At 73.6% G+C, this 25824-nt stretch carries 24 protein-coding genes; 8 read left to right on the top strand and 16 right to left on the bottom strand.

Translation table 11 applies throughout. From position 1 onward, the window contains the following. Window positions 1–65 precede the first annotated feature (65 nt). Window positions 66–1304, bottom strand: coding sequence for a MerR family transcriptional regulator (locus tag ACO229_RS18275; RefSeq protein ID WP_397410352.1), 1239 nt, complete (start codon window positions 1302–1304; stop codon window positions 66–68). A gap of 191 nt (window positions 1305–1495) precedes the next feature. Here ACO229_RS18275 and ACO229_RS18280 point away from each other — a divergent pair, with 191 nt between their 5' ends. After that, on the top strand, window positions 1496–1783 hold the full coding sequence (locus tag ACO229_RS18280) for a WhiB family transcriptional regulator (RefSeq protein ID WP_020016179.1): 288 nt from the start codon (window positions 1496–1498) through the stop codon (window positions 1781–1783). Between the two features lie 178 nt (window positions 1784–1961). Here ACO229_RS18280 and groES read toward each other — a convergent pair whose 3' ends face one another. Continuing rightward, window positions 1962–2258, bottom strand: coding sequence for a co-chaperone GroES (gene groES / locus ACO229_RS18285; RefSeq protein ID WP_397431743.1), 297 nt, complete (start codon window positions 2256–2258; stop codon window positions 1962–1964). Between the two features lie 333 nt (window positions 2259–2591). Between groES and ACO229_RS18290 the strand changes: the two genes are divergently transcribed. Then, the gene (locus ACO229_RS18290; protein ID WP_397431745.1) at window positions 2592–3857 is read left to right on the top strand and encodes a class I SAM-dependent methyltransferase; all 1266 of its coding nucleotides are present in this window, start codon (window positions 2592–2594) and stop codon (window positions 3855–3857) included. Further along, complete coding sequence (locus tag ACO229_RS18295; RefSeq protein WP_423462407.1) at window positions 3854–5032, top strand: glutamate--cysteine ligase; 1179 nt, start codon at window positions 3854–3856, stop codon at window positions 5030–5032. Before ACO229_RS18290 ends, ACO229_RS18295 begins: the two co-directional genes overlap by 4 nt. Here ACO229_RS18295 and ACO229_RS18300 read toward each other — a convergent pair. After that, complete coding sequence (locus ACO229_RS18300; RefSeq protein ID WP_397410346.1) at window positions 5025–5639, bottom strand: malonic semialdehyde reductase; 615 nt, start codon at window positions 5637–5639, stop codon at window positions 5025–5027. The genes ACO229_RS18295 and ACO229_RS18300 overlap by 8 nt on opposite strands. 111 nt (window positions 5640–5750) lie before the next feature. Between ACO229_RS18300 and tsaD the strand changes: the two genes are divergently transcribed. Continuing rightward, window positions 5751–6794 carry a tRNA (adenosine(37)-N6)-threonylcarbamoyltransferase complex transferase subunit TsaD gene (tsaD, locus tag ACO229_RS18305; protein ID WP_397410344.1) on the top strand — a complete coding sequence of 348 codons (1044 nt, stop codon included), beginning with the start codon at window positions 5751–5753 and terminating at the stop codon, window positions 6792–6794. 45 nt (window positions 6795–6839) lie between these two features. After that, window positions 6840–7562 (top strand): hypothetical protein, encoded by a 723-nt coding sequence (locus ACO229_RS18310; protein WP_397431748.1) that lies wholly within the window; start codon window positions 6840–6842, stop codon window positions 7560–7562. A 19-nt stretch (window positions 7563–7581) separates the two neighbouring features. Here the strand turns inward: ACO229_RS18310 and ACO229_RS18315 are convergent, their stop codons facing one another. The 6 genes from ACO229_RS18315 to ACO229_RS18340 all read right to left on the bottom strand — a co-directional run bounded on the left by ACO229_RS18315 (window position 7582) and on the right by ACO229_RS18340 (window position 12774). Beyond that, window positions 7582–8499, bottom strand: a complete 918-nt coding sequence (locus ACO229_RS18315) for a sulfurtransferase (protein ID WP_423462408.1) — start codon at window positions 8497–8499, stop codon at window positions 7582–7584. Further along, on the bottom strand, window positions 8496–9050 hold the full coding sequence (gene rimI, locus ACO229_RS18320) for a ribosomal protein S18-alanine N-acetyltransferase (protein ID WP_423462409.1): 555 nt from the start codon (window positions 9048–9050) through the stop codon (window positions 8496–8498). The genes ACO229_RS18315 and rimI overlap by 4 nt, the downstream gene beginning before the upstream one ends. Further along, entirely contained in the window at window positions 9047–9799 is a 753-nt protein-coding gene (tsaB, locus tag ACO229_RS18325) for a tRNA (adenosine(37)-N6)-threonylcarbamoyltransferase complex dimerization subunit type 1 TsaB (RefSeq protein ID WP_397410337.1), read from the bottom strand. The genes rimI and tsaB overlap by 4 nt, the downstream gene beginning before the upstream one ends. Window positions 9800–9921: 122 nt before the next feature. Further along, window positions 9922–10470, bottom strand: coding sequence for a tRNA (adenosine(37)-N6)-threonylcarbamoyltransferase complex ATPase subunit type 1 TsaE (tsaE, locus tag ACO229_RS18330; RefSeq protein WP_397410335.1), 549 nt, complete (start codon window positions 10468–10470; stop codon window positions 9922–9924). Beyond that, on the bottom strand, window positions 10463–11704 hold the full coding sequence (gene alr / locus ACO229_RS18335; RefSeq protein WP_397410333.1) for an alanine racemase: 1242 nt from the start codon (window positions 11702–11704) through the stop codon (window positions 10463–10465). Before alr ends, tsaE begins: the two co-directional genes overlap by 8 nt. Window positions 11705–11751: 47 nt before the next feature. Beyond that, a complete protein-coding gene (locus ACO229_RS18340) occupies window positions 11752–12774 on the bottom strand; it encodes a pseudouridine synthase (RefSeq protein WP_423462410.1) in 1023 nt (340 codons plus the stop codon). Window positions 12775–12853: 79 nt separating this feature from the next. On the opposite strand from ACO229_RS18340, the gene ACO229_RS18345 reads away from it, so the two are divergent. Next, window positions 12854–13336, top strand: a complete 483-nt coding sequence (locus ACO229_RS18345; protein ID WP_397410329.1) for a glutathione peroxidase — start codon at window positions 12854–12856, stop codon at window positions 13334–13336. A 53-nt stretch (window positions 13337–13389) separates the two neighbouring features. Here ACO229_RS18345 and ACO229_RS18350 read toward each other — a convergent pair whose 3' ends face one another. Further along, window positions 13390–13692, bottom strand: coding sequence for a hypothetical protein (locus tag ACO229_RS18350; protein ID WP_397410327.1), 303 nt, complete (start codon window positions 13690–13692; stop codon window positions 13390–13392). A gap of 121 nt (window positions 13693–13813) precedes the next feature. Between ACO229_RS18350 and ACO229_RS18355 the strand changes: the two genes are divergently transcribed. Next, window positions 13814–14287, top strand: coding sequence for a GNAT family N-acetyltransferase (locus ACO229_RS18355; RefSeq protein ID WP_423462411.1), 474 nt, complete (start codon window positions 13814–13816; stop codon window positions 14285–14287). Between the two features lie 22 nt (window positions 14288–14309). Here ACO229_RS18355 and ACO229_RS18360 read toward each other — a convergent pair whose 3' ends face one another. Genes ACO229_RS18360 through ACO229_RS18370 form a run of 3 tightly spaced genes read right to left on the bottom strand, consistent with a single transcriptional unit; the run spans window position 14310 to window position 17419 of the window. Next, complete coding sequence (locus ACO229_RS18360; RefSeq protein ID WP_423462412.1) at window positions 14310–14951, bottom strand: response regulator; 642 nt, start codon at window positions 14949–14951, stop codon at window positions 14310–14312. Further along, a complete protein-coding gene (locus tag ACO229_RS18365; protein WP_423462413.1) occupies window positions 14944–16260 on the bottom strand; it encodes a sensor histidine kinase in 1317 nt (438 codons plus the stop codon). Before ACO229_RS18365 ends, ACO229_RS18360 begins: the two co-directional genes overlap by 8 nt. A gap of 4 nt (window positions 16261–16264) precedes the next feature. Then, entirely contained in the window at window positions 16265–17419 is a 1155-nt protein-coding gene (locus tag ACO229_RS18370; RefSeq protein ID WP_423462414.1) for a hypothetical protein, read from the bottom strand. Window positions 17420–17543: 124 nt separating this feature from the next. Between ACO229_RS18370 and ACO229_RS18375 the strand changes: the two genes are divergently transcribed. Next, the gene (locus tag ACO229_RS18375) at window positions 17544–18326 is read left to right on the top strand and encodes a class I SAM-dependent methyltransferase (RefSeq protein ID WP_423462415.1); all 783 of its coding nucleotides are present in this window, start codon (window positions 17544–17546) and stop codon (window positions 18324–18326) included. Between the two features lie 7 nt (window positions 18327–18333). Here the strand turns inward: ACO229_RS18375 and ACO229_RS18380 are convergent, their stop codons facing one another. The 3 genes from ACO229_RS18380 to ACO229_RS18390 form a co-directional block, all read right to left on the bottom strand. Further along, the gene (locus tag ACO229_RS18380) at window positions 18334–19704 is read right to left on the bottom strand and encodes a copper amine oxidase (protein ID WP_423462416.1); all 1371 of its coding nucleotides are present in this window, start codon (window positions 19702–19704) and stop codon (window positions 18334–18336) included. A 139-nt stretch (window positions 19705–19843) separates the two neighbouring features. Beyond that, window positions 19844–22756 carry a choice-of-anchor G family protein gene (locus ACO229_RS18385; protein ID WP_423462417.1) on the bottom strand — a complete coding sequence of 971 codons (2913 nt, stop codon included), beginning with the start codon at window positions 22754–22756 and terminating at the stop codon, window positions 19844–19846. Between the two features lie 402 nt (window positions 22757–23158). Then, on the bottom strand, window positions 23159–25498 hold the full coding sequence (locus ACO229_RS18390; RefSeq protein WP_397431765.1) for a LuxR C-terminal-related transcriptional regulator: 2340 nt from the start codon (window positions 25496–25498) through the stop codon (window positions 23159–23161). Between the last annotated feature and the right edge of the window lie 326 nt (window positions 25499–25824).

The following is a 25824-nucleotide window of genomic DNA, read 5'->3' on the forward strand; positions in this document are numbered from 1 at the left end:
AGCAAGTCTACGGCGGGTGCGCCCGTGGAACCCGGCCGGGTGGTGATGGCCACCCGAGGCGTGCGTCACCTCGCCTTGATGACGGCGAGCACCTCGTGCAGCAGGCCGGTGAACGAGCGCACGCGCTGCACCGTGGGACCGAACGGCAGGTCCGTCGCGGCGGCGTCCGCCCGCAGGCCCACGAAGATCGGCAGCTCGGGGTAGCTCTCGTTGACGGCGTGCACCACGTCGAGGTCCGGCTTGTTCTGCGTGGTGGCCAGCACGACCGCCGTCGGGCGGACCATCGTGACCAGCTCGACCGAGCGGTGCGTGCTGGCGGGGCCCGTGACGATGCGCGCCATCGAGCCCTGCGCGGCCAGCGCCGCCGCCAGTGCGTGCGCCGACAGCGGCACCACCTCGTCGGGGGCGGCGAACACCAGGACGATCTTGCGCATCCGACTCGGGTGGTTGGCCGGCGGGCCGCCCGCCTCCACCATCGCGCGCTCGAACTCCTCCGTGTAGTTGCGCAGCGCCCGCAGGGCGGAGGTCGCGAGCACCACCTCCGGCATCTCACCGGGGCCGGCGAGCACGGTGCGCTCGGACAGCCGCAGCCACGCCGGTTCCACGAGGTCGGTCCACCACGTGGCGGGGTCGCCGTCCGGACCGAGCACGAGGAGGTTGTCGCAGGCGGTACGGCTGTAGGCCAGGGCGGCGTCGACCAGGGCGGACACCCGTCCGGAGGTCGGTGCCGGCGCAGTGGCCGACCGCGGGCCGAGCGCCGGCCCGCCGCCCGTCTGGCGGCCGGCGGGCTCCCCCGTCGCCCCGCCGGGCAGGGCCCGCAGCCGGGCGCGCCGCGGTTCCTGCGCCACGTCCTCGGACGACGCCGGACCGGCGCCGTCGTCGGGGTCGTCCTCCTCGTCCGGTGCTTCCACCGTGCCGACGAAGGTCTCCGCGAACTCGGGCTCGTCGCCGTCCTCGATGTCGTCGCCGGCGCCCTCGACCTGCACGGCGGGCAGCGCCGGGGCGGTCCGGGTGGCGACCTCCAGCTCGGCGTCGCCGGCCTCGACCGCGGCGCGCGCGGCGTCGACGGGCGCGACGCCCTCCAGCGTGAGCCGTCGCATCACCAGCAGCCGGGCGACGTCGTCCGGTGTGTAGCGACGGTGCGAGCCCGCGGTGCGGCCCGACGGGCCGAGCCCGTACCGGCGGTCCCACGTGCGCAGGGTGGCGGGAGCGACCCCGAGGCGCCGGGCCACCGCCGCGACGGCCAGCCCGGGGCTGGATGTACGTGACCCGCCCGGGTTCTGGGCAGGCCGCGAAGAAGTCATGGACTCGATTCTGCCCACCCGGGCCCCTCCGCGCCACTGCGAAATCCGGCGTGCCGCCGATCTCGGTCGAATTCGGTTCACATCCGAACAAACCCGGTCAGCCATGACGCGGTTCCGTCCGACTCGATTCGAACCACATGAAGAGGAATTGCCCCTTGAACAACTTCTGCACAACTTGTAGGTTGTTCGCCATGACGGAGATCTCGAGGCTTCCCGGTCCGGTGATGGAGCTGTGGGAATGGCAGTACCAGGGAGCGTGCCGCGACGCGGACGACACCCTGTTCTTCCACCCCGAGGGCGAGCGGGGTTCGACCCGGCGGCGCCGCGCGGAGGCGGCCAAGGCGATCTGCCGCTCCTGCCCCGTGATGATGCAGTGCCGCGAGCAGTCGCTCCGCGTGCGCGAGCCGTACGGCGTGTGGGGCGGCCTCAGCGAGGACGAGCGCTCCGCGATCCTCGCCGGCAAGTCCGTCTCGGCCTGACCAGGTTCACGCACCAGTTCTCGCACCACCCCTGACCCACTCCTGACCTGGTCTCCGCCTGACCACAGACAGCTGTCCGGCGCGCACTGACGACGAAGCAGAGCACGACGCAACGACAGAGGGCCCCGCACCGATCCGGTGCGGGGCCCTCTGCTTCAAGCAGGGTGCGGGGCTGAGATCAGCCCACGACCACGGCGAGGATGTCACGGGCCGAGAGGACCAGGTAGTCCTCGCCCGCGTACTTGACCTCGGTGCCGCCGTACTTGGAGTAGATCACCTTGTCACCGACGGCGACGTCCAGCGGCACACGGTTGCCGTTGTCGTCGATGCGGCCCTGGCCCACGGCCAGAACCTCGCCCTCCTGGGGCTTCTCCTTCGCGGTGTCCGGGATGACCAGGCCGGAAGCGGTCGTGGTCTCGGCTTCGAGAGCCTTGACGACGATCCGGTCCTCGAGCGGCTTGATGGGGACCGACACGTCGGACCTCCTCTTTCGTGAGCGGATCGAGAGATCTGCATCGTGATGGACTTAAGGGGCTCGAACGTTCGACGGTCCGCCGTCGTCGCGGGTGCCGGCGGGCACGAACGTCTGGGTCCTCCGTCACGGGCCCGTGGACCGGGCTCCGCGGCGGCGAACAACCCCAAATCTAGGTCGGCGCTAGCACTCGGTCAAGGCGAGTGCCAATCGCGTGAGCCTGCTCACCCTCCGGGCCCCAGGCATGCGCCACGCATCCCGGAAACACGCCATCTCTCCGAAAAGGATTCGTCCGGTCCCTCGCCACGACCAGGACAAACGTGGAAAGATCTTCCCATGGATGCGGCGATTCTGAGCAAACTCCTCAGCCCCGACGGCTGGGCCCTGCTTGGCGCCTTGCCGCCCTACGACGAGCGGCAGGCGATGAAGACGGTGACGACCCTGCGCGCCCAGGGCGTGGCGCCCGACCTCGCGGCCGCGGTCGTCACCCAGTCCCGGCTGCGCGCCCGGGCACGGGCCAAGTTCGGCGACTTCGCGGACGGGATGCTCTTCACCGCGGACGGCCTGGAGCAGGCCACGCGGCTCCTCGTCGCCGCGCTGCACGCCCGACGGTACCTCGACGCCGGGCTCACCGCGCTCGCCGACCTGACCTGTGGCATCGGGGCGGACTCCCTCGCCTTCGCCGGGACGGGCCTGCGCGTGGTCGCGACCGACCTGGACGAGTGCACCGCGGCCATCGCCCGCTGGAACCTGCGCCACTTCCCCGAGGCGGACGTCCGGCACGCGGACGGGCTGGGCCTCGACCTGCGTGCGGAGGGCATCGAGGGCGTGTACGCCGACCCGGCGCGCCGGGTCGGCGGCCCGGGCGGGCGCAGCCGTCGCATCTTCGACCCCCGCGCCTACGAACCTCCGCTCGACGCGGTCTGGGCGCTGCGCGAGACCGTGCCTGCCGTCGGCGTGAAGGTCGGGCCGGGCATCGCGCACGAGGGACTGCCCCAGGACGCGGAGACGCAGTGGGTCTCCGTCGACGGCGACGTGGTCGAGGCGGGTCTCTGGTTCGGCCCGCTCGCGCCCGACGGCCCCGGCCGCTCGGCGCTCGTGCTGCGCACGTTCACGGACGACGACGGCAAGGAGCACACGCTCAGCCGCACCGTCCGGGGCGACGACGACGAGCCGGACGTCGGCGCCGTCGGTCAGTACCTCTACGAACCCGACGGCGCCGTGATCCGAGCGGGCCTGGTCGCCCGGGCCGCCGCCGAGCTCGGCGGGCGGCTCGTCGACCCCACCATCGCGTACGTCACCACCGACGACCCCGCCGACCTTCCGTCGGCCCGGCCCACGGAGCCGGCCGGGGCACCCGCACCGATCGCCACCGGGTACCGCGTGCTCGACACCATGCCGTTCGGTCTGAAGCGGCTCAAGTCGTACCTGCGGGACCGGAACGTCGGGCGGCTCACGATCAAGAAACGGGGCACCGCCGTGGTGCCCGAACAGCTTCGCAAGCAGCTCGTGCTCACCGGTACCGAGGAGGCGACGATCGTGCTCACGCGTGTGGCAGGCAACCAACAGGTACTCGTCGTCGATCCCCTGGGAGCCGTATGAGCTCGCCGGCCCGGCTCGGCTTCGGCGAATCCCCGCGGTCCACCGTGGGCCTCGAGTGGGAGATCGGGCTCGTCGAGCCCGGCACCGCGGACCTGGCGCAGTCCGCGCCGCAGGTGCTGGAGGCGCTGGCCCGCGCCGGCGAGCCGCAGCCCGCCGGGACGGGGTTCGCCCCGCAGGTGACCGGGGAGTTCATGAGGAACACGGTCGAGCTGGTCAGCGGCGTCTGCCGCACCGTCGGGCAGGCGGGAGCAGACCTGGAGCACCTGCTCGGCCGTGTGCGGACCGTCACCGACTCCCTGGGCCTGGAGCTCATGGGCGGCGGCACCCACCCGTTCGCGCGGGCGGCCGACCAGCAGGTCGGGGACAAGGAGCGGTACGCCCGGATCATGGACCGCACCGGGATCTGGGGCGCGCAGCTGATCATCTGGGGGCTGCACGTGCACGTGGGCGTGGAGCACCGGGACAAGGCGCTGCCCCTCATGCGGGCGATGCTCACGTACTTCCCGCACCTGCAGGCGCTCTCGGCCGGGTCGCCCTACTGGGCGGGCCGGCACACCGGGTACGCCTCCAACCGGTCGCTGCTGTTCCAGCAGATCCCGAGCTCCGGCCTGCCGGTCGCGTTCGAGCGCTGGGAGGAGCTCGAGGCGTACGCGGGCGACCTGCAGCACGTCGGCGCGGTCGAGGGCTTCCACGAGGTCCACTGGGACGTCCGCCCGTCGCCCGCGCTCGGCACGCTCGAGGTGCGGGTCTGCGACGGTCCCACCAACCTCACCGAGGCGCTCCAGCTGGGCGCGCTCGTGCACTGCCTCGTGGAGCACCTGTCCACGCTGCTGGACCAGGGGCGCCCCCTGCCGGTGCTGCCCCCGTGGTTCGTCGCGGAGAACAAGTTCCGGTCCGCACGCTACGGGCTCGACGCCACGGTGATCCTGGACGCCGAGGGAGACCAGGGACCGGTCACGGACGCGATCGCCAAGCTCCTGGTCGAGCTGGAGCCGGTGGCGCAGCGCCTCGGCTGCGCCACGGAGCTGGCCGGCGTGCGCGACATCCTGCGCACCGGTGCCTCCTACCAGCGTCAGCAGGCGGTGGCGGCCGCCCACGACGGCGATCTCACCGCCGTCGTGGGGGCCATGCTCCGGGAGATGCGGGCCGGCCGGCCGCTCACCGAGGTCAGATGACCTGGGCGGCGTCCTCGAAGGTCAGGCGCGGGGCGCGGGCGCGGGTGGTGTCGGCGCCCTCGGCCGCGCTGACGTTCACGACGAGGAAGCTCTTCCAGCCGCTGCCGGCGAAGAACTCGGCGTCGATCGCGTCGTAGTTCCCGTGCATCGGGCCGGCCGCCAGGCCGGCAGCACGCAGGCCCACGACCAGGTAGCCGGACTGGATCAGCGCGCTGGTGCGTGCCGCCTCCGCGCGGGAGTCGGCGTCGGCAGCGAACATCTCGCGCGCGCCGGGCATGTGCGGGACCAGCACGTCGAGCCGCTCGTGGAAGTCGGTGTCGTACGCCAGCACCAGGGTGACGGGGGCCTTGGCCACGCGCTCCTGGTTGCCCTCCGGCATGCGCTCGACCAGGCGCTGGCGCGCCTCGGGCGTCCGGACGACGAGCATCCGCAGCGGGCTGGTGTTCATCATCGTCGGACCCCACTTGACGAGGTCGTACACCGCGGCGAGCTGCGCGTCCGTCACCTCGGTGTCCGCGAACGTCGTCACGGTGCGCGCGGTGCGGAACAGGCGGTCGGCGGTGGCGTCGTCGATGGCGAGGCCGGCGGCCTCAAGTGTCTCGGTCATGCGGACGACAACAATGATGCCCCGGGCGATAGTTCCGACTTCAACTATGAGCCGCGACACAGAGCGGGCACCACACCAGCCGATCCGCGGTGACCAACTAGGCTGGAGCCCATGGCAGATCCCCTGGTCCTCGGCATCGAGACCTCCTGCGACGAGACCGGCGTCGCGCTGGTCCGCGGAAACGAGCTGCTGGTCGACGTCGTCGCCAGCTCGATGGAGGAGCACGCGCGCTACGGCGGCATCATCCCCGAGGTCGCCAGCCGGGCCCACCTCGAAGCCATGATCCCCACGATCCAGAAGGCGCTGGGCGACGCCGACGTCGACCTGTCCGAGGTGGACGCGGTCGCCGTGACCGCCGGACCGGGCCTCGTCGGGCCGCTCACCATCGGCGCGTCGGCCGCCAAGGCCCTGTCGATCGGCCTGAACAAGCCGCTGTACGGCGTCAACCACGTGATCGGGCACGCCTGCGTGGACCAGCTCGTGGACGGGCCGCTGCCCGAGCGTGCCATGGCGCTCGTGGTCAGCGGTGGCCACAGCTCGCTGCTGCTGGTGGACGACATCGCCACGAACGTGACCGAGCTCGGCTCCACGCTCGACGACGCCGCCGGTGAGGCCTTCGACAAGGTCGGCCGCCTGCTCGGCCTGCCCTACCCGGGCGGCCCGCACATCGACCGCCTGGCCCGCGAGGGCGATCCCACCGCCATCCGCTTCCCCCGTGGCCTCACGGCCGCGAAGGACCAGGCCAAGCACGCCTACGACTTCTCGTTCTCGGGACTCAAGACGGCGGTCGCCCGCTGGGTCGAGGCCCGCACCGACGCCGGTCAGGAGATCCCGGTGCACGACGTCGCGGCGTCGTTCGCCGAGGCCGTGGCCGACGTGCTGACCGCCAAGACCATCGCCGCCTGCCACCGGCACGGCGTCGACACGCTCGTGATCGGCGGCGGGTTCTCCGCCAACAGCCAGCTCCGGGAGATGGCGGCCAAGCGCTGCGCCGAGGCGGGCATCGACCTGCGCATCCCGCCGATCCGCTACTGCACGGACAACGGCGCCATGATCGCGGCGCTGGGCTCCGCCGTCGTGCGTGCCGGGGTGGCGCCGAGCGACCTGGACATCCCGGTCGACTCGTCGATGCCGCTCACGACGATCACCGTCTAGGATCCCCGTCCGGGGCGGCCCGCCGGAGGCTCTACGCTGCCTCCCGTGTCCGTCAGAACGCTGGAGAAGCTGGAGCCCGTCCCCGTCATCGAGACGGCGCGCCGGCTGTGCGAGCGCATCGGCGCGCGGTTCCCCGACCGCGGCATCCACCGGGTGGCGCAGGAGCTCGCCGCCCTGACCGAACAGGTGGCCGACGCCTCCGCCGGTTCCCGCCGGCGCAGCCGCCTCGTCCGGGCCGGGTCCCGCGGCACGATCGTCGTCGTGGTGCTGGTGGCGCTGGTCGCGTTCGGCTTCGCGGTGGAGTCCGCGTTCACGGAGGCACCCGACAACGGCCTGGACTGGCTCCCCCTCATCGAGAGCGCCGTGAACGACATCGTGTTCGTCGCGATCGCCGTCGTCGTGCTGCACTCGCTCCCCGAGCGGGTCCAGCGCACGGACCTCCTGGCCAAGCTGCACCGGCTGCGCTCCCTGGCGCACATCATCGACATGCACCAGCTCACCAAGGAGCCCGAGAGCCTCCGGGACGCGTTCGCGGGCGGCCGTGAGGACTCCGACGCGGACCTCACGCCCGAGCAGGTCGAGTACTACCTGGAGTACTGCACCGAGCTGCTGTCCATCGTGAGCAAGGCAGCGGCGCTGTGCGCCGAGGAGTCGCAGGACGACGTCGTGCTCAACACCGTGTCGACCATCGAGACGCTCACCATGGGCATGTCGCGCAAGGTGTGGCAGAAGATCTTCGTGCTCGGCGAGGAGCGCTCGGCCACCTGACGCCCGACGGCGCCCGGCCTCACGCCCCGGTGGCCACCTCGCGCGCCGGGTCGTTCGACCACTGCGACCACGAGCCCGGGTACAGCGCGGCGTCCACACCAGCCACGGCGAGCGCCGCGACCTCGTGCGCCGCCGTCACGCCCGACCCGCAGTACACGCCCACGGCGGGTCGGGCGACGACGCCGTCCGTCGCACCGCCGGCGTCCCCGTCCCCGACGGTGCCCGTCGACGCCGGGACGCCCAGCGCCCCGAACCGCCGCCGCAGGTCGGCGGTCGACAGGAACCGCCCGTCGGCACGCAGGTTCTCGGTGGTCGGCGCGCTGACCGCACCCGGGACGTGCCCGGCCCGCGGGTCCACGGGCTCCACCTCGCCCCGGTACCGCTCGCCCGCGCGCGCGTCCAGGAGCAGGCCGTCGCCGTCGGCCAGGGCGGCTGCCTCGTCCGCGTCCAGCACCGGCATCCCCCCGGGCCGCACGACGACGTCGCCCGGCTCGGGGGTCACGTCACCCGGTTCGAGGGCGAGGCCCTGCCCGGTCCACGCCGCGAGCCCGCCGTCGAGGATGCGCACGTCCGGGACGCCGAAGTACCGCAGCAGCCACCAGGCCCGGGCCGCCGACGTGCCGCCGACGGAGTCGTAGACGACGACGCGCGCGCCCGCCGAGACACCCCACCGGCGTGCGGCCTGCTGGAACGCGGACGCCGACGGGAGCGGGTGCCGGCCCTCGGCGGGCGACCCGTGGGCGGCCAGCTCGGTCTCCAGGTCCACGTACACCGCGCCCGGGACGTGCCCGGCGCGGTACTGGTCGTGCCCGTCGGTCATGCCGAGCGCCCAGCGCACGTCGAGGAGCACGGGCCGTCCCTCGACGGGGTCCGCGCCCGCACCGACCTGGAGGTCGGCCGCGAGCGTGGCGGCGTCGACCAGGACTCGTTCCCTCACGCCGCGTCCCCCGCCTGGTCGTGCGGGCCGTCGGTGCGGTGGTGGTCGACCGGGGCGTCCGCCGGTGCGGACCCGGCGGCCGACAGGTCGAGGCGCATCGTGTACGCGTCCTTGTCCTCGGGCTGGTAGTAGCGCTTGCGGACGCCGAGGATCTCGAACCCGAAGCTGCGGTACATCTCGATGGCCGCCGCGTTGTCGACCCGCACCTCCAGCAGGACCGCGCCGGCCTTCAGCCGGCGGGACCGCTCGATGAGCGCTGTCATGAGCTGGCGGCCCACGCCGTGCCGCTGCACCGCCGGGTCCACGCCGATGGTCATGATCTGGGTGACGTCGCCGTCGAACCAGAGACCGGCGTAGCCGACCACGGGCTGGTCGCCGGCACGGTCGAGGCGCTCGGGCTCCGCCACGATGTACCAGCGGCCGAGCCCGGCGAGCTCGTCGGCGAGCATCCCGTAGGTCCAGGCACCCCGGCCGAAGAGCTGCCGTTCCAGCTCCAGCACGCGGTCGAAGTCGGCGTTCCGCAGCGGCCGCAGCCGCACCTCGGTGATCACGCGGCACCTCCCTGGGTGGCCTGCCCGAGCGCGGGCGCCGTGCGGCCGGTCGGCTCGTGCACGTCCGGGCGGCGCAGGTAGAGGGGCTCCGACGGCTGCTCCTCGCCCGCGGCCCGCCGCACGAGTGCCAGCCGGGCCAGCACGGTCGCGTCGGGCGTCAGGGGCGCGTCGTCCGCCACCGGCAGGAACTCGGGGTAGAGCATGGCGCCCTCGCCGACCACCACGGGCGGCTCGGACTGCTCGCCGTCCGACGGGGCGAGCTGGGCCTGCGCCACGAACCCGGCCCGGTCGACGTCGGGACCCGCGAGCCGCTCCACCACCGGGACGCCGTGCGGTCCCTCGTGCGCGATCACCCGGTAGCGGGCCCAGTAGACCTCCTTGCGCCGCGCGTCGGACGTCGCGAGGACCTCGGTGCCCGGCCGCAGGCCCAGGTCGCTGACCGCCTGCACGGCCAGCGCGTCGAGACTGGGCACCCCCAGCACGGGAATGCCGAGGGTGAGCGCGAGCGTCCGGGCGGTCACCAGGCCGACCCGCAGGCCCGTGTAGGGCGCGGGTCCCGTGCCCGCGACGACGGCGGTCAGGTCGGCGCGCTCGATCCCCGCGTCCGCCAGGACCTCGGTGATCAGGGGCGCGAGCGACTCGGCGTGCCGGCGGCGCTCGTCCGAGGCACGGGACGCGAGGCGCGTGCCGTCCTCGTCGACGAGCGAGACGGCGACGGCAGCGGAGGTATCGAGAGCGAGAACGGCCACGTCACCAGGGTATTACGCCGACCGGCCGGCACCGCGGCGGCCGGGCCGGTCCGCGCCGGACCGGCCGGCGGCCCGCACGGCGTCCGGCGGCGCGGGGTGCCGGTCACCTGACGGGATACCGATCACGCGTGCAGCGACCGCAGGTCCACGCCGGCCCAGCGCGGGCCGACCGCCCGCAGGGTCGCCGTCCGCACACCGGCCTCCGGGTCCTCGTCCGTGCCGGGCGACGCCGCACCGCGCGGTCGTTCCAGGTCGATCTCCAGCCGGTCCTCCGCGAGCGCCTCCGCCAGGCCGCGACCCCACTCGACGACGGTCACGGACTCGTCGAGCGACGAGTCGAGGTCGAGCGCGTCGAGCTCGCCGAGCCCGCCGAGCCGGTAGGCGTCCACGTGCACGAGCCCGGGCCCGCGCGTGCCGTCCGCGCGCGGCAGCGGCGGATGCTCCCGGGCCACGATGAACGTGGGCGAGGCCACCTGGCCGCGCACGTTCAGCGCGGCCCCGATGCCCTGGGTGAGGGTCGTCTTCCCGGCGCCGAGGTCGCCCGTGAGGATCACGAGGTCACCCGCGCGCAGCAGCCCGGCGAGGGCCGTGCCGAGCGCGCGGGTGGTGGCGGCGTCGGGCAGCTCCAGCGTGACCGCCTCCGACGTCGTGGTGCTGCCCGGTTCACTCACCGGTGGTCTCCTTTCCTGCGGTTCCCGCGTACACGCGGGGGACGCGCGCCCCGAGGCGCGTGACGATCTCGTAGCTGATGGTGCCGGCGGCCTGCGCCCAGTCCTCGGCGTTGGGTGCGCCCGCGCGGGTGAGGCCGTCCGACGCCCCGAACAGGGTGACGACGTCGCCGGCCTGCTCGGGCGCGTAGGGGCCGAGGTCGAGCACGATCTGGTCCATGCACACCCGGCCCGCGACGCGCAGCACCCGCACGGTACCGAGGCCGGCGTCGGGCGCGGCGACGTCGTCCACGCCGCCGCCCACCAGCACCGGGCCGCCCGGGCCGAGCGAGCCACCGGACGCGTGGCGCGGTATGCCGTCACCGTACCCGAGCGGGATCACGCCGAGCACCGTGTCCTGCGTGGTGGTGTAGAAGTGGCCGTAGGAGACGCCGTGGCCCGCGGGGACGCGTTTCACGGTCGCGAGCCGCGCCTCCAGCGTCATCGCCGGACGCAGGCCGTAGTCGCCCGGCGAGCCCAGGTGCGGTACGGGCGAGAGCCCGTAGACGGCGATCCCGGGGCGCACCAGGTCGTAGTGCGACGCGGGGTTGGTGAGCGTCGCGGCGGAGTTGGCGATGTGCCGTACCTCCAGCGGCATCCCGGCCGCCTCGACGGCACGGACCGCGTCGTCGAAGGCATTGGCCTGCTGCTTGACCGACGGGTCGTCGGGTTCGTCCGCGAGCGCGAAGTGCGACATGACGCCCACCACGGTGAGCGCGCCCTCGGCCTGCAGCGCGGCGGCCCGGTCGAGCACGTCGGGCAGGTCGCCGGGCATGATGCCGTTGCGGCCCAGGCCCGTGTCCACCTTGAGGTGCACGCGGGCGCTCCGGCCGGCGGCGCGGGCGCCGTCGGCCACCTCGTCGAGGGCCCACGCGGCGGCGACGGCGACGTCGACGTCGTGACGCACCAGGTCGGCGAAGGGGGCGCCGGGGGCGTAGAGCCAGGTCAGCACCCGGGGACCGGGGCCGACGGCGGCACGGGCCGCGAGCGCCTCGCGGCTCTGCGCCGCACCCAGCCAGGTCGCACCGCCCGCGACCGCCGCGCGGGCGGCGGCGGGGAGCCCGTGCCCGTATGCGTCGGCCTTGACGACGGCCATGACCTGCGCGGCCGAGGCGGTCGCCCGCAGGGCGCGCACGTTGTCGCGGATCGCGTCCAGATCGACGACCGCGCGGGCGGGGTAGGTGGGGGTGGTGCTCATCCCGACGATTCTCGCACCTGTCAGATCCCCCTGTCCGTGTCAGGCTCTCAGGTCGCCCGGTTGACCTGGTCGTCCGACGGGTGCGGCTCGTTCCGACCCGCCGGCGGAGTCCGCCCGGTCCATCCGGTCAGGGTCCTGCGGGACTCGAAGCGGCGGACCCGGCCGGTCAGCGGGTCGGTGAGCTCCAGGGACCGGGCGAGGAGCTGCAGGGGCCGGTCGAAGTCGTCGGGGTCGGTGGCGCGCAGCTCGGGCCAGAACGGGTCGTGCAGGATGGGCAGGCCGAGCGACGCCATGTGCAGCCGGAGCTGGTGGGTCTTGCCGGTGCGGGGTTCGAGGCGGTAGAGACCCAGGCCACGGGCCTCGTCGGCCGCGACGAGGGTCACCACGGACTCGGCGTTGGGCTCGCCGGGGACCTCCTCGGCACGGGTGACACCGCGCCGCTTGACGATGCGGCTGCGCACGGTGCGGGGCCGGCCGGGAGCCACGTCGCCGCCGACCGGGAGCGGGGCGACCGCCTCGTAGACCTTGTGCACCGCACGGCGGGCGAAGGCCTCCTGGTAGGCGCCGCGCACCTCGGGCCGCACGGTGAGGACGAGCACGCCCGCCGTACCGCGGTCGAGCCGGTGGGCGGGCGACAGCTCGGGCAGGTCGAGCGCGGTCCGGAGCCGGACCAGGACGGTCTCGCGCACCCAGCGCCCGCGCGGCATGGTGGCGAGGAAGTGGGGCTTGTCGACGACCAGCAGGTCGTCGTCGCGGTGGAGCACCTCGGGTTGGAACGGGATCGGCGTCTCGTGGGCCGGCGGGTCGCGGTACAGGTAGAGAAATCCCCGCGGCTCGTACGGTGTGGTGGGCTCGACCGGTTCCCCGTGGCCCGTGACGACCTCGCCCAGGGCGGCCTTCTCACGCAGGCGGTCCGCGTCGTCGGCGAAGCGGTCCAGGAGGTAGTCGAGCGCGTACGGGAAGCGGACGACCGTCGCGGCGTCGTGCGGCAGCACGATCCGCGTGGGGTTCAGCCCGTCGCGCACGGGCAGCGGCGGGCGGTGCCGGGCCGGGCCGGGAGTGCGGGTCACCCGGTCACGGTAACCCCGGTGGGCGGCCGGGTGTGCCGGGAGGGTTCCGCGGGCCGGGCGACGGGGGGAGGATGAGCGGGTGACTCTCTACGACATCCCGTTCCGCACGATGGACGGTACCGAGATCTCTCTGGCAGACCACCGGGACGACGTCGTGCTGGTGGTGAACGTGGCCTCGCGGTGCGGCCTGGCACCGCAGTACGAGACCCTCGAGAAGCTGCAGAAGACGTACCAGGACCGTGGCTTCACCGTGCTCGGCTTCCCCAGCAACCAGTTCCTGCAGGAGCTGAGCTCCAACGAGAAGATCGCCGAGTTCTGCTCCATGACCTACGGCGTCACGTTCCCCGTGCTCGACAAGATCCGGCTGAACGGGCGCAACGCGCACCCGCTCTACGTCGAGCTGAAGAAGACCGAGGACGCGACCGGGCACTCGGGCAAGATCCGGTGGAACTTCGAGAAGTTCCTCGTCCTGCCCGGTGGGGACGTGCGCCGGTACGCGCCGAGGACCCTGCCGGACGACCCGGCGATCATCAGCGAGATCGAGGCGCACCTGCCGCGCTGAGGCCCGGGGCCGTCGCCCCGGCGACGGCCCGCGTGCCCCGGCGGGCTGCGTGCTCAGCCGTCGCCCCGCGCGAGCGTGAGCCGCAGCGCGACGGGCGCCACGTCGGACGCGTCGCCGAGCCAGCCGACCCACACCCTGGTCAGGCCAAGCCCCTGGCCCGGGTCGGCCTCCTGGGCGACCAGCCGGTACCTGCGCACGAGCTGCTCGGACGTGCGCTGGCTGACCGTGAGAACGTCGATGACCAGCACGTCGACCCGGTCCAGGCCGAACGCGAGCCAGTCCTGACTCACCCTGAGCGAGAGCGTGTCGAGCGCCGACAGGCGGGACATCACCGCGCTGAATGCTGTCTCTGTCATGCAGCCTTGACGCTCGAGGCGGCCACAGGTCACAGCACTTCGCGAGAATGTTGCACATCACTTTTCGCCCGCTCCGCGCACCCCCGTGCCACGGGGCACGCGTGCCCCTACGCTGAGAGGCATGGACCCCGACCGCTTCCGGCAGGCCACGCCCGAGGACGCCCGCGCGCTCCTCGACGTCGAGCGTGCCGCCGGGATCGCGGCACTGGGTCACATCTTCCCGCCGGGCATGTACCCGTTCCCGGCCGACGAGGTGCTGGCCACGTGGAACGCCGCGCTCACCGAGCCGGGCGTCCGCGTGCTCGTCCTGGACGACGACGCCGAACCCGGCCGGCTGGCCTGCTTCGTCGCCCACGACAGCCGGCTGCTGCGGCACCTGGCCGTGCACCCGTCCCGCTGGGGCACCGGCCTGGCCCGGGCTGCCATGGACGCGGCCGTCGCCCAGATGCAGGACCCCCGGCTCTGGTGCCTCGCCGACAACGACCAGGCCATCGGGTTCTACGAGCACCTCGGCTGGCGCCGCACGGGCCGCACACAGGCCGCGGAGTACCCGCCGTTCCCCGACGAGGTCGAGATGGTGCTGCCGCGGGACTGACGTCCCGGCTACAGCTCGACAGCTACAGCTCGACCAGCCCGGCCCGGTACCCGAGCACCACGGCCTGGGTCCGGTCACGCGCGCCCAGCTTCGCGAGCACGGACGCCACGTGCGTCCGCACGGTCTCGACACCGACCACCAGTGCCGCCGCGATCTCCGCGTTGGTCATGCCCTCGGCCACCAGCGCGAGCACCTCGCGCTCGCGCGGCGTCAGTGCGGGCGCCCCCGCCGTGGCACGCGGACGGGTCCGCACCAGGTCCCGCAGCGCCTGCGGGTAGAGCAGGCTCTGCCCGACGGCGACCGTCCGGACCGCCTGCACCATCTCGTCGGCTCCCGCCCGCTTGAGCAGGAAGCCCGACGCCCCGGCGGTCAGCGCGTCGAGCACGTAGCCGTCGTGCTCGAACGTCGTCACCACGAGGACCCGCGGCGGCTCGGGCAGCCGCAGCACCAGCTCGGTCGCCCGCAGGCCGTCCACGCCCGGCATCCGCACGTCCATGCAGACGACGTCGGGCCGCAACGCGCGCGTCAGCTCGACCGCCCGGGCACCGTCGCCGGCCTCCCCGACCACCTCCAGGTCGGGTTCGGCGTCCAGGATGAGGCGCAGGCCACTGCGGACGAGGGGCTCGTCGTCGGCGACCAGCACCCGCACGGGGGTGTCAGGCATCGGGGTCCCTCCTCGTGGCGGCGTCGGGCACGGCGGACGGGGTGGACACGGCCGGCTCGGCCGGGCCCGGGGCGCCGGTGTCGAGGTGCGGTGCCGGGCGGGCACCGGCCGGCGACGAGGTCCAGGGCAGCGTCGCGCGCAGCACCCAGCGGTCGCCGTCGGGCCCCGCCGTGACCGTGCCCCCGAAGAGCGCCGCACGCTCCCGCACGCCGGCCAGCCCCCGGCCGCCGGACCGCCGGCGGCCCCGGCCCGTGGCGAGCGGGTTCGCCACCTCGATCAGCACGTGGTCTCCGGCCCACCGCACGTCCAGCACCACCGGGCCCGGCGCGCCGTGCCGGTGTGCGTTGGTGAGCGCCTCGGTGACGATGCGCTGGACCGTGCGGCTGAGCAGCCCCGGCAGGTCCGGGGGCAGATCGACCCGGTCTCGGACGTCGAGGCCCGCCCGCCGGTGCGCCGCCACCACGTCACCCAGGGCGGGCAGGGGCGGGTCGTCCCCGGCGTCGTCGCGCAGCACCGCCAGGAGATGGTCGAGCTCGGCGACGGCGGTCCGGGCGGTCTCCTCGATCGCCGCGAGCGCCTGAGCCGCGGCGGCCGGGTCCTGCGCGACCACCCGCCGCCCGGCGGCCGCCTGGACACCGACGACGGTCAGTGCGTGACCGATGCCGTCGTGCAGCTCGCGGGCCAGGCGGATGTGCTCCGCCTCGCGACGGGCGCGGGCCAGCGCCGTCTCCATCCGGTCGTGCGGCGTGGGGCCGAGCACCCGGGCGGCGAGCGCGGCCGCGGCGGCACCCAGGGGCCACGTCGCCACCACCGCGAGCAGCCCGACGACGACGCACGCCGCCACCCGTGCGACCGCCTCGCCCGGCCCCGCCGGCGGCGGGATCTGTGAGCCCATGGAGCTTCCCGTCGCCGCCTCGGCACCGATCAGCACCGCACCGGGGACCAGGGCGAACAGCCCGAACGCCACCACCAGGCCGGTGACCAGGTGCAGCAGCACCCAGCCCGCGGTCCGGGCCCGGTGCGCGAGGCGCGGCTGGGCCGGGACCACCAGATCCTCGTCCACGTCGAGCAGGGCGCGGGCCGCCGTCACCTCCAGCTCCCGCGCGCCCGGGACCAGGCCGAGGGCGACGGCCGCCGCCACGGCGACGACCACCACCACCCCTCCGGGCGTGCCCCCGGCCGCGATGTTCAGCAGTCCGTACACGAGCAGCACCAGCGCCAGCCCGATCGCGGCGCCCAGCATGTGCCAGGCGAACCGCCGGGCGAGGTACCGCACGAGGCCTCGTGCGGAGTGCCGCGTCGTCGCCATGCCGTCATCCTCTCCGGTCACGGGGGCCGCCCGCCAGGCCGGCAACCCCGGCGGGCTCGACGGTGCCTGCCAGCGCGGGGCCCTCTGCCGGCGCGGCCGGACGCTCGGCCCGCAGCCGGTGCGCCACGTACCCCCAGACCGCGAGCGCCAGCGCGGGGCCCCAGTACCAGCAGGGGAAGACGACGGCTCCCACGATCGCCTCGGCCGGGCTCTGGCTGCCGAACAGCACGAGCATGGGCACCACCGAGAAGATCAGCGTCACGGCGATCAGCCCGCCGGGCACGGCGGCCGCGGCGATCGGGACGCGCCGCCCGGCGAGGCCGGGCATCCACCGGGGGAACACCTCGCCCCAGGGGCGGATCAGCCCGAGGGTGAGGACGACGCCGAGCCAGGCGCCGCTGGAGAGTGTCAGCCCCCAGATCCGGGTGGACAGGTCCATGTCGAAGCCGAGCTGCGGCCACGGCGTCAGCCAGGTGAGGCGCACGAGCGCGTACGGCAGCGGTCCGGTGGCGGCCACGACGGTGACGGCCGTGCGGTGCCGGACCACCCAGTCGGTGGCCCGCTCGGCCACGGGCGTGCCCGCCAGCGCCTGCACGCCGACGGCCGCCCAGAGGGTCCCCGTGACGAGCACCAGCAGCGACAGGAGCAGCCCGGTGCGGTTCTCGACGAGCCCGGCCCCGAGCATGCGGACGATCCCGGCCAGGGCGTCGCGGGCCACGACGCCGCCCACGAGCAGCAGGGCCAGGCCCGGCAGACCCACGGTCCACCGTGCCACGCGGTACCGCCGCACCACCTGGACGAGCAGGACCACGACGGCGGCAGGCATCGCCATGGCGACGAGGTAACCCATGGTGGACAGCGGCCCGGTGCCCTGCAGCACCAGGCCGAACGCGACGAGCTGGAGCCCCGCGGCGGCGGCACGACCGCGCGGTCCCACGGCTCCGGCGAGCGCCGCGATGCCGGCGGCCACCCCGGTGAGCGCGGTGCCGACGTGCACGGCGGTCGCCACGTCGGGCCCCGCGAGCTGGGCGAGGAGTGCGGATCCCGGCACAGTGTAGGCGCTCGGCCAGAGCCCGAGCACCCAGGACAGGCCGAGCAGCGCGGTGGCGCCGGCGGCGATGGTGGCGCCGACGAGCGTGGCGCGGGCGAGGCGTGACATGACGTTCCCTCCGGTCGGTCGTACGGTGTGCCTCCACCGTCGCGTCGCCGGGGCGTGCGGCCCCTCCCCCGGCCGGGGGATATCGGCTGGTGGGCGGGGGATCCCGGCCGTTAGCGTCGAGGCCATGAAGTTCGGGACGTTCGAGGACCAGCTCGCCGAGGGGGCCGCCGTCCCCACCGACGGCTGGGACTTCTCGTGGTTCGCGGGCCGCGCCACCGAGCAGCGGCCCGGGTGGGGCTACGTGCGGCTGTGCGGCGAGCGCCTGGGGTCCGCCCGTGCGGCGCTCGACGTCGACACGGGCGGCGGCGAGGTCTACGCCGAGGCGCTGGGGCTGGCGGCGCACGTGCCCGCAGTCGTCCGGGCCACGGAAGGCTGGGCGCCCAACCACCGGCTCGCCTCGGCCGCGCTGGAACCCTTCGGGGGTGTGGTGGTGCCGGTGGACGGGGACGCGCCCCTCCCGTTCGAGGACGGCACCTTCGACCTGGTCACGGGCCGCCACCCGGTGTCCTTCCCGTACTCCGAGGCCGGGCGCGTGCTGGCGCCGGGCGGCACGCTCCTGGTCCAGGAGGTGGGTGCGGGGTCCAACCGCGAGCTGTACGAGTACCTCCTGGGACCGCAGGAGAACCGGGACGCCGAGTACCTCGACGCGCTGCGGGAGCGGGTGGCCGGCGTCGGCCTGGACCTGGTGCAGCTCCGGGACGCGCTGACACGGGTCGAGTTCTTCGACCTGGCCGCCGTGGTCCACTTCCTGCGCAAGGTCCTGTGGACGGTGCCCGGGTTCACCGTGGACGCCTACCGCGACCGCCTCCGCGACCTGTACGACCACATCGCGGAGCACGGCTCGTTCGTCTGCCACAGCCGCCGCACCCTGGTGGAGGCGACGAGGAAGGCAGACAAGAAGGTCTGACCCGCCCTCAGCGCAGCGGGGACGGCTTCCCGTTGACGTCCTCGCGGGCGGGCGGCAGGTCGACGCGCTGCGCCGTCAGGTCACGCGGCGTGAGGGTGAAGCCCTGCCAGTGCATCTCCATGGGGCTCTGGTCCTCGTCGCGCGCCACGTGGTGGAAGCCGACGGCGACCCAGGTGACGACGTCGGACAGCTCCGCCTCGTCCTGGGCGAAGTCGAGCACCCCCGACCCGCACGCGCCGTCCTTGTTGGCCGTGGCGAAGAGCTGGCAGTCGTCCGCCTCGGTGAACGCGATGGTGTAGCCGTCGTCGCCCGTGCCGCCGTCCTCGTGGTGGTGGTCCTGCGTGAGCTGGAACGGCGTGGTCGCCCCCAGGTCCACCTGGTACGAGATGGGGTGGCCGTCGTCGTTGAGCACCTGGGGGTTGACGACGCGCCACCAGCGCCGGTCGGCGGCCCGGGCGGTGCCCTCGTGCGGGATCCGGGTCATCCTGCCCTCCACGAGCGGCGCGCGCGGGCCCTCCTCGCCGGTCGGCGCCGCGTCGTACTGCTCGACCACCTGCCCGCCCCGTCCGCCGAGCGCCCAGTGCACGCGCCAGACCGCGTTGTGCGAGTGGCTGGTGGCGTAGTCCGTGTCCCCCGGCCCGACGGGCCAGCCGTGGGCGGGGTCGTCCCCGTAGTCCTCGGGCGAGAGGTCACCCGTGGCGCCGAGGTCGGACCGGATGGTGCCGTCGCTCCCGAACGTGTACTGGCTGACGTACTCGTACCAGCCGACCTTCGAGATGGTCGCGAGCCGCAGCTCGCTGCGGCGGGCCACCTCGGTGCCCGCGCCGTCGCTGCTTCGGTAGGCGATGCCGCCGTCCACCTCTTCCCGGCAGAGCACGGGGCGCCGGTCACCCCCGCCGCCCACGGAGCCGTCGCCGATCTTCGGCACGTACGTCTCCAGGCGGTCACCCAGGCACTCGGTCTCCGTCAGGGACATCATGTGGCTGCCGCCGAAGCCCTGGGTGGTGATGTCCTCGGTGTTGCGCAGCCCGGTGTCGTACGGCACCTCGAGCTGGCCGATGGACAGCTCGGCGAGCACCTGCACGGGCCGGCGGCCGACGGGCGTGAAGTGCACGTCCTCCAGCACCAGCCCGCGGCTGGCGTCGACCCGCCAGCACATGGTCCACGTGGAACCGCCCGCCAGCTCCTGTGCGACCGGGTCGTTCTCGGCGCAGTCCACGTCCGCGGCGCCGGCGACCGCCGAATCCTCCCCCCGCGGCGCCGGTGCCGCGGGTATCGCACGCTCGACGATCAGGACGGCGGTCACGACGAGTGCGACGATGGCCGCGGCCGCGACGACCGCGGGCAGCATCTTGCGCCTCGGCGAGAGCTCCGGCACGTCTCTCCCCCTTCAGTCTGCGGGGCCCGTACGGGCCCCTGCCCCCTACGACGGGACCGGCCCGGTGCGACGAGGTCGCACCGGGCCGGCCTTGCTGCGTCAGGCTCCCCGGGTCAAGGACTCAGGGCGCCCGACGGGATCACGCGGAACGCGAGTCGTCAGAGAACCGGCCCATCGCCGTGGCGAAGGCCTGGCTGATCTCACGACGGCGCTTGATCATCACGGCACCCGCACCGAGCAGCAGCACGGTGGCGGCGATGAGAGCCGTCACGTTCGCACCGGTGCTGGCGAGCGGACCGTCGGAGCCGGCACCCGCACCGTCGCCGTCGCCGTCACCGGCGCCGCCGCTCGCGGACAGGTCGACCACGTCGAACGTCGCCATGGCCGAGTCACCCTCGACCGTGCTGACGGCGATGCCCTGGTGGCGGCCCGTGTCGAGCCGCTCGTCGACCGTGAAGGTCCACTCGACGTTGCCCTCGGCGTCGGCCTCCTGGGCCTCCAGCGCGAACGACGTCGAGTTGATCATGCCGACGACCTCTTCGCCCGGGTTGAAGCCCGAGGCGTAGAAGGTCTGCTCGTCACCCTGCTCGACAGCGGCCTTCTCGAAGCGCGCGGTCAGGTCGCGACCGTCGCCACCACCGAGGCTCTCGGAGACGACGATCGGCGTCTGCGCGCCCTCGCTGCCGTCCTCGGGCTGGGCGTCGACGATGATGACGCCGGGCTCGGTGCCCTCGGGAACCGTGATCGGCGTGGTGAAGCCGCAGTCCTCGTCGACCAGCACGGTGACGGGCTCGCCGATCTTGTTGCCCTCGGTGTCGAAGAGCTGCACGACCACGTTCACACCGGCCGGGAAGCCCGTCCCGGTGATCATGACCTCGTCGCCGGCGGCGACCACGGTCGGGTCGGCCGTGATGGCCGGGTCGGTGCACTCACCCGGGTTGTTGGTGCCCGGGTCGAGGATCTCGATGGGCGCCTCGGCGCCGCCGCTGCCGTCCTCGGGCTCGGCCTCGACCACGTGGTCGCCGGGCTCGGCGTCCTCGGGGATCGTCAGGTCGGTGATGAAGCCGCAGGCCTCGTCCGGGGTGACCGTGACCGCGTCGCCGACCGGGTTGCCGTCGGCGTCACGCAGCTGCACCGTGACCGGCACGCCGGCCGGGAAGCCCTGACCCACGACGGTGACGGTGTCACCCGGGTAGGCGGAGCTGGGCTCGACCGTCAGGGTCGGGTCCATGGCGCAGATGTCCGAACCGGCGACGACCGCCAGCGGGGCCTCGGCGGCCTCGCCCGTGGTGTCGTCGGTGCCGACGACGGTGTAGTCACCGAGCTCGGCGTCGGCCGGGACCGTCACCGGGGTGGTGAACCCACCGTCGGCGTCGGTGTCGACCGTGATCGGGTCGCCCACGGGGTTGCCCTCGGGGTCGGTGAGCTGGACGGTGGCGGTCGAGTCCGGCGTGTAGCCCTCACCGGTCGCCACGGTCGACTGGCCCGGGGCCACCGAGTCCGGGTTCACGGTCAGCGACGGGTCGACCTCGCCCGAACCGCCGTCGTCGCCACCGATGCGCACGGCCGCGTTGCCCAGGTTGATGCGAGCAACCTCGTTCTCCGGCAGGAGCGCGATGCTCAGGGCCGACAGCTCGAACGACGTCTCCACCGCCGCCGTCGCCGACGTCGGGGTCACGCCGTCGGTCACCTGGCGGTTGATCTGGATCGAGAGGACCTTGGCCAGCACCTCGAAGACCGGCGAGAGCAGCTCGCGGATCGGAGCGGTGATGGAGTCCGTCTTGAGGTCGTTGATGAGCAGCTCGAAGATGTTGTCACCCTCGTCGCTGATCAGCAGGTCGTACACCGGGGCCAGGATCGGCGCGAGCGCCGGGCCGAGCGTGTTGATGGTGTTGACCAGGACCGTGGCGACCGGCGCCAGGGTGCCCGTGCTGTTGTTGACGGCCTCGGGGAAGTTCCCGTTCACGGCGTCGGCCAGCGGCAGCGACCACGACACGTCGAGGGTACCCAGCGGGCCCTCCTCGAAGAACGCGATGTTGACGGTCACCGAGTTGAGCGAGTCCTCGATCGCACCGATGAGGATGCGGGTGACTTCCTGCATCAGCTCGTGCACGGTCTCCGCGATCAGCGGGTAGGTCGTGTCGTCGATGAGCTCGTAGTTCGCGGGCAGCTCGTTGATGCCGCCCTCGGTCTCGTCAGGGTTGTCCACCAGCTTGTCCAGGTGGATCTCCAGCTGACCCGTCGACAGGTCGATGGTGATGAGCTGGTTGGCCGAGGTGATCGGCTCGCCCACGACGGACTGGAACAGGTTCTCCTGCATGTTGCTGTCGACCGTGATCGACGGCGTCGGGACGCCCGGGACCGCGTCGAACAGGCCGGTGAGGGCGCTGTCGTCGAGGTTCTCGTTGATGAGCTTCTCGACGGTCGTGTCGATGGAGCCGCCGATGTCGTAGATCGACGAGGCAGCGTCCTCGATGACCGGGGAGTGCAGGAACAGGTCCAGGTCCGCGACGCGGTACTGGCCGGGGCCACCCACGCCGTCCTGGTCCAGGATCTCGCCGTTCTCGGCCTTGACCTCGGCCGCGCCGGCGCCCGCCTCGAGCAGGAGCTGGTCGACGATCTGGTCGGTGAGGCCGTCGACGCCCAGCAGGCGCGCGACGGACAGGACATCCACGGACGCCTTGCCGAAGTCCTCGGTGGCGCCGTCGAGCGTCACGCCACCGTCGGCACCGGCCAGGCCGGACACCGCGTACGCGTCGAGCGGGGACGAGGCCTCGCTCTTGCTGGCCAGCGCACCGAGCTGACCGAAGTCCAGGATCTGGTCGAGGGGGACCTCGACGTCACCGAGCGTCACGAGCTGCGAGCCGAGCAGCTCGACGTTGAGGTTGCCCTCGTTCGGACCGGGGTTCGACTCCGAGCCCGCGTCCGAGTAGGCCGCTGCGAGCAGGGCCTCCTGGAAGAGCGTCGAGTCGAGCACGCTCGCGGCGGCCTCGGACGGCTCCTCCGGGTAGTTGTCCACCGCGACCGCCGGGAGTCCAGTGGCCGTGACCACGACTGCCGATGCCGCGGCCGTCGCCAGGGACCGGCGCCACGTGACGCTTCCCCTCCGGCGCCGGGACGGTACTTGCGTTCGGTTCAAAAGAACTCACTCCTCCATAATCACGCTTCAAGAAAAGCGTCCGGATCGGTACGTGATCACGTCCGGATCGGTCGGGGCGGTGGCACATGCACACCGATGCCCGGGCATCAGCGAACAGTGGTTCCCAGGGACCTGCCAGGCAGAGCGGTAATCGTGCGCTGACGCAACAGAACGCACATCCGCATGCGTTCGAGACATACCGAGCCATGACAAAGGCATTGACCAGCAGGGCAGCGGAAAGATGCGAAAGTAGTCCGAATTGCCGGGTGAAATATCAACCCGCCCGCGGGTGAAAAATCTGCGTTGAGTCGCGGATCAGCTACCGGCGAGCCAGGCCGGCGGGCGGGTCTCGGCGAGCCGGACCAGGTCCCTGCGGTCGCGGATGCCGAGCGTCGCGTACGCGCGGCGCAGCCGGTTCACGACCGTCCGCTCGGAGACGAAGGTCGCCTGCGCGATCTGCGAGTTGGTCGCGCCGTGCACCGCGAGCCGCACCATCTCCCGCTCGTGCCCGCCGAGGACCTCCCACTCGGGCCCGGCGCCGCCGCTGGCCTCCGTCTCGGCGAGGAACGTGTCGATGCCACGCAGCCAGCCGGCCATCCCGGCCAGGCGCACGAGCGTCCGGGCCTCGTCGAGCATCGCGATGCCCGCGGTGCGCCCGCCACGCGTCACGGCGTACCGGCCGTACGCGACGAGCATGCGCACGCGCTGCCACGGCGACATCGGCGCGGGCGGCGCGTGCAGCGCCGCCTCGAAGGCCGCCGACGGCGCACCGTCGTCGGCGAGGAGCGCGTTGAGCCGTGACCAGGCCGCCGCGACGTCGGGCGCCGTCCGCTCCTCGGGAGCGACGGGCGGCTCGATCAGCCGGCGGGTCCGCGGGCCCACCTGACCCGGCGGGGTCGAGGCCATGACGGCCTCCACGAGGTCGCACCGCACCTGCACCCGGCCGCGGTACGGCCAGGCGCAGTGCTCGAGCGCGATGGTCAGCAGCGCCACCGCGCCCTCCGCCTGACCGACCACGAGGTGCGCCGCGCCGAGGTCCGCGGCGTACTCGCCGAGCACGCGCGCCGACCAGCTCCCGGCCTGGGCCGGCATGCTGCTGGCCGGCACGGTCCCGTCGACCACCGCGTCCGCCGACGCGCGCATGCCGCGCGCGGGCAGCCACTCGTCGACCGACGGGCGCAGCTCCGCCGCGTGGGCCAGGTGCGCGCGGACGTCGACCGCACGGCCGTCGAACGCCGCGACCCGGGCCGCGGCGAGGTCGCGCGCCACGATCTCCGCGACCGCCCGGCCCGTCGCCGCGCCCGAGTGGTCCGCGAGCAGGGCCCGGGCACTCACCACGTCGCCCAGCATGAGGAGGGCGCGCACCTGGATCTCGACGCCCACCCAGTCCTGGCCGGGCGTCGACCCGATCAGCCGCAGGTCCTCCCGGAGCCGGCCGGGGTGGGGCAGGTCCCCGGAGTCCTCCAGGCGCAGCAGCGCCTCGGCGACGCGTGCGCCGGCGGCCCGCGCGGCCGCACCGATCCCCTCGGGGTCCCGCCACCACAGGTGGTCGGTCCACTCCGGCCCGACGCCGTCCGGCACCAGCGGCCCGTCCGCATGGTCGGTCCACGCCCGGCCCGCCAGCAGGGACACCCCGACGGCCCGCGCGGCCAGGCGCGGTTCGGGCGAGGCCGCCACGACCGCCCAGGCCCGCGCGGGCAGCTCGTCGAGGTACAGCCCGTCGAGGACGTCGACGGCGACGCCGGGCCCGGTCAGGTCCCGGTCCGCGGTCTCGTGCACGTCGGGGAGACCGTCGACGCCGCGCACCTCCCGGCACAGCAGCGCCAGGAGGGGGTGCCGCACGGCGCGGTCCTCCCGGCGGGCCGGCACGGCCGGCGTCAGCGGGGCGGCCGCCAGGGCGGCCGCGGTCGCCGGGTCGAGCCCGGCCAGCATCGAGCGGTACGCCCGCCGGGCGGCCGACCCGACGCCGTCGGGCCCGGCCCAGGCGGCGTCCCCGCGCAGCTCCGCGCCGGTCAGCGAGCCCGCGAGCTCGAGCGCCAGGCGCGGGTTGCCCGCGCTCCACCAGCGCAGCTGCTCGACGACGTCGGCGGCCACCGGGCCGCTGAGCTCCAGGTCGAGCACGCGCCGCAGGGCGGTCCGGTCGAGGGGGCCGAGCTCCAGCACCTCCACGTCGTCGGAGAGGGACTCGACCGCGATGCTGCGCACCGCGGCGATGACGCGCCAGTCCTGCCCGTACGCCTCGTCCGCCAGGTGCTGGAGCCAGCGGGCGCGGTCGGGGGTCAGCACCCCGACGTCGTCGATGAAGAGGACCCGCGGCCCCGACTCGCCGTCCAGGTGGTCCGGCACGGCCCAGGCCGAGACCGCGCGGAGGAAACCGGCGGCGTCGAAGTCGGTCCCGTGCTCCAGGTGGTCCGGCACGGACCACGCCGACAGGTCGATGCGCCGGTTGTTGTCGAGGTCGTGCGCCGAGGGGCGCGGGGAGCACGGCCGGACCACCCGGACCGCCGACGACCCCGCACCGACCTGCTTCAGCGCCTGGAGCACCGTGGCGGTCTTGCCGATCCCGCTCAGCCCGCGCACGACGAGGACCGTCGGGTCCAGGTCGGTCGCGAAGTGCCCGATGACCCGCAGCTCTCGATCACGCCCGTGGACCACGTGGTCCCTCCCCCTGCCGCCTTCCTTGCCCGACGTCGACCCCGGCACCGCCGGAGGCACGGCCACGGAAGGCCCGTAGCTTGATGGCACGCAAACCCCAATTCGCGACTTACATGAATATTGATGAGCAGCGCGTCAGGAGTCTATGGCAGGAGATGAATCGTGCAGATTGTGACTGTGGTACGGAAGTAATTCCGTAATGCCCATTCCATTACATCAGGCAAGCGGTCCAAGCATCTTCTGGAGGTCGGCAGCAGGACGGTCGGCGCCGTCGAGCACGACGTCGAACAGCGTGGCGTCCTCGCTGCGGTGGTGGCCGGTCAGCG

The organism is Promicromonospora sp. MS192, assembly GCF_049532985.1.
Classification (GTDB): Bacteria; Actinomycetota; Actinomycetes; order Actinomycetales; family Cellulomonadaceae; genus Promicromonospora.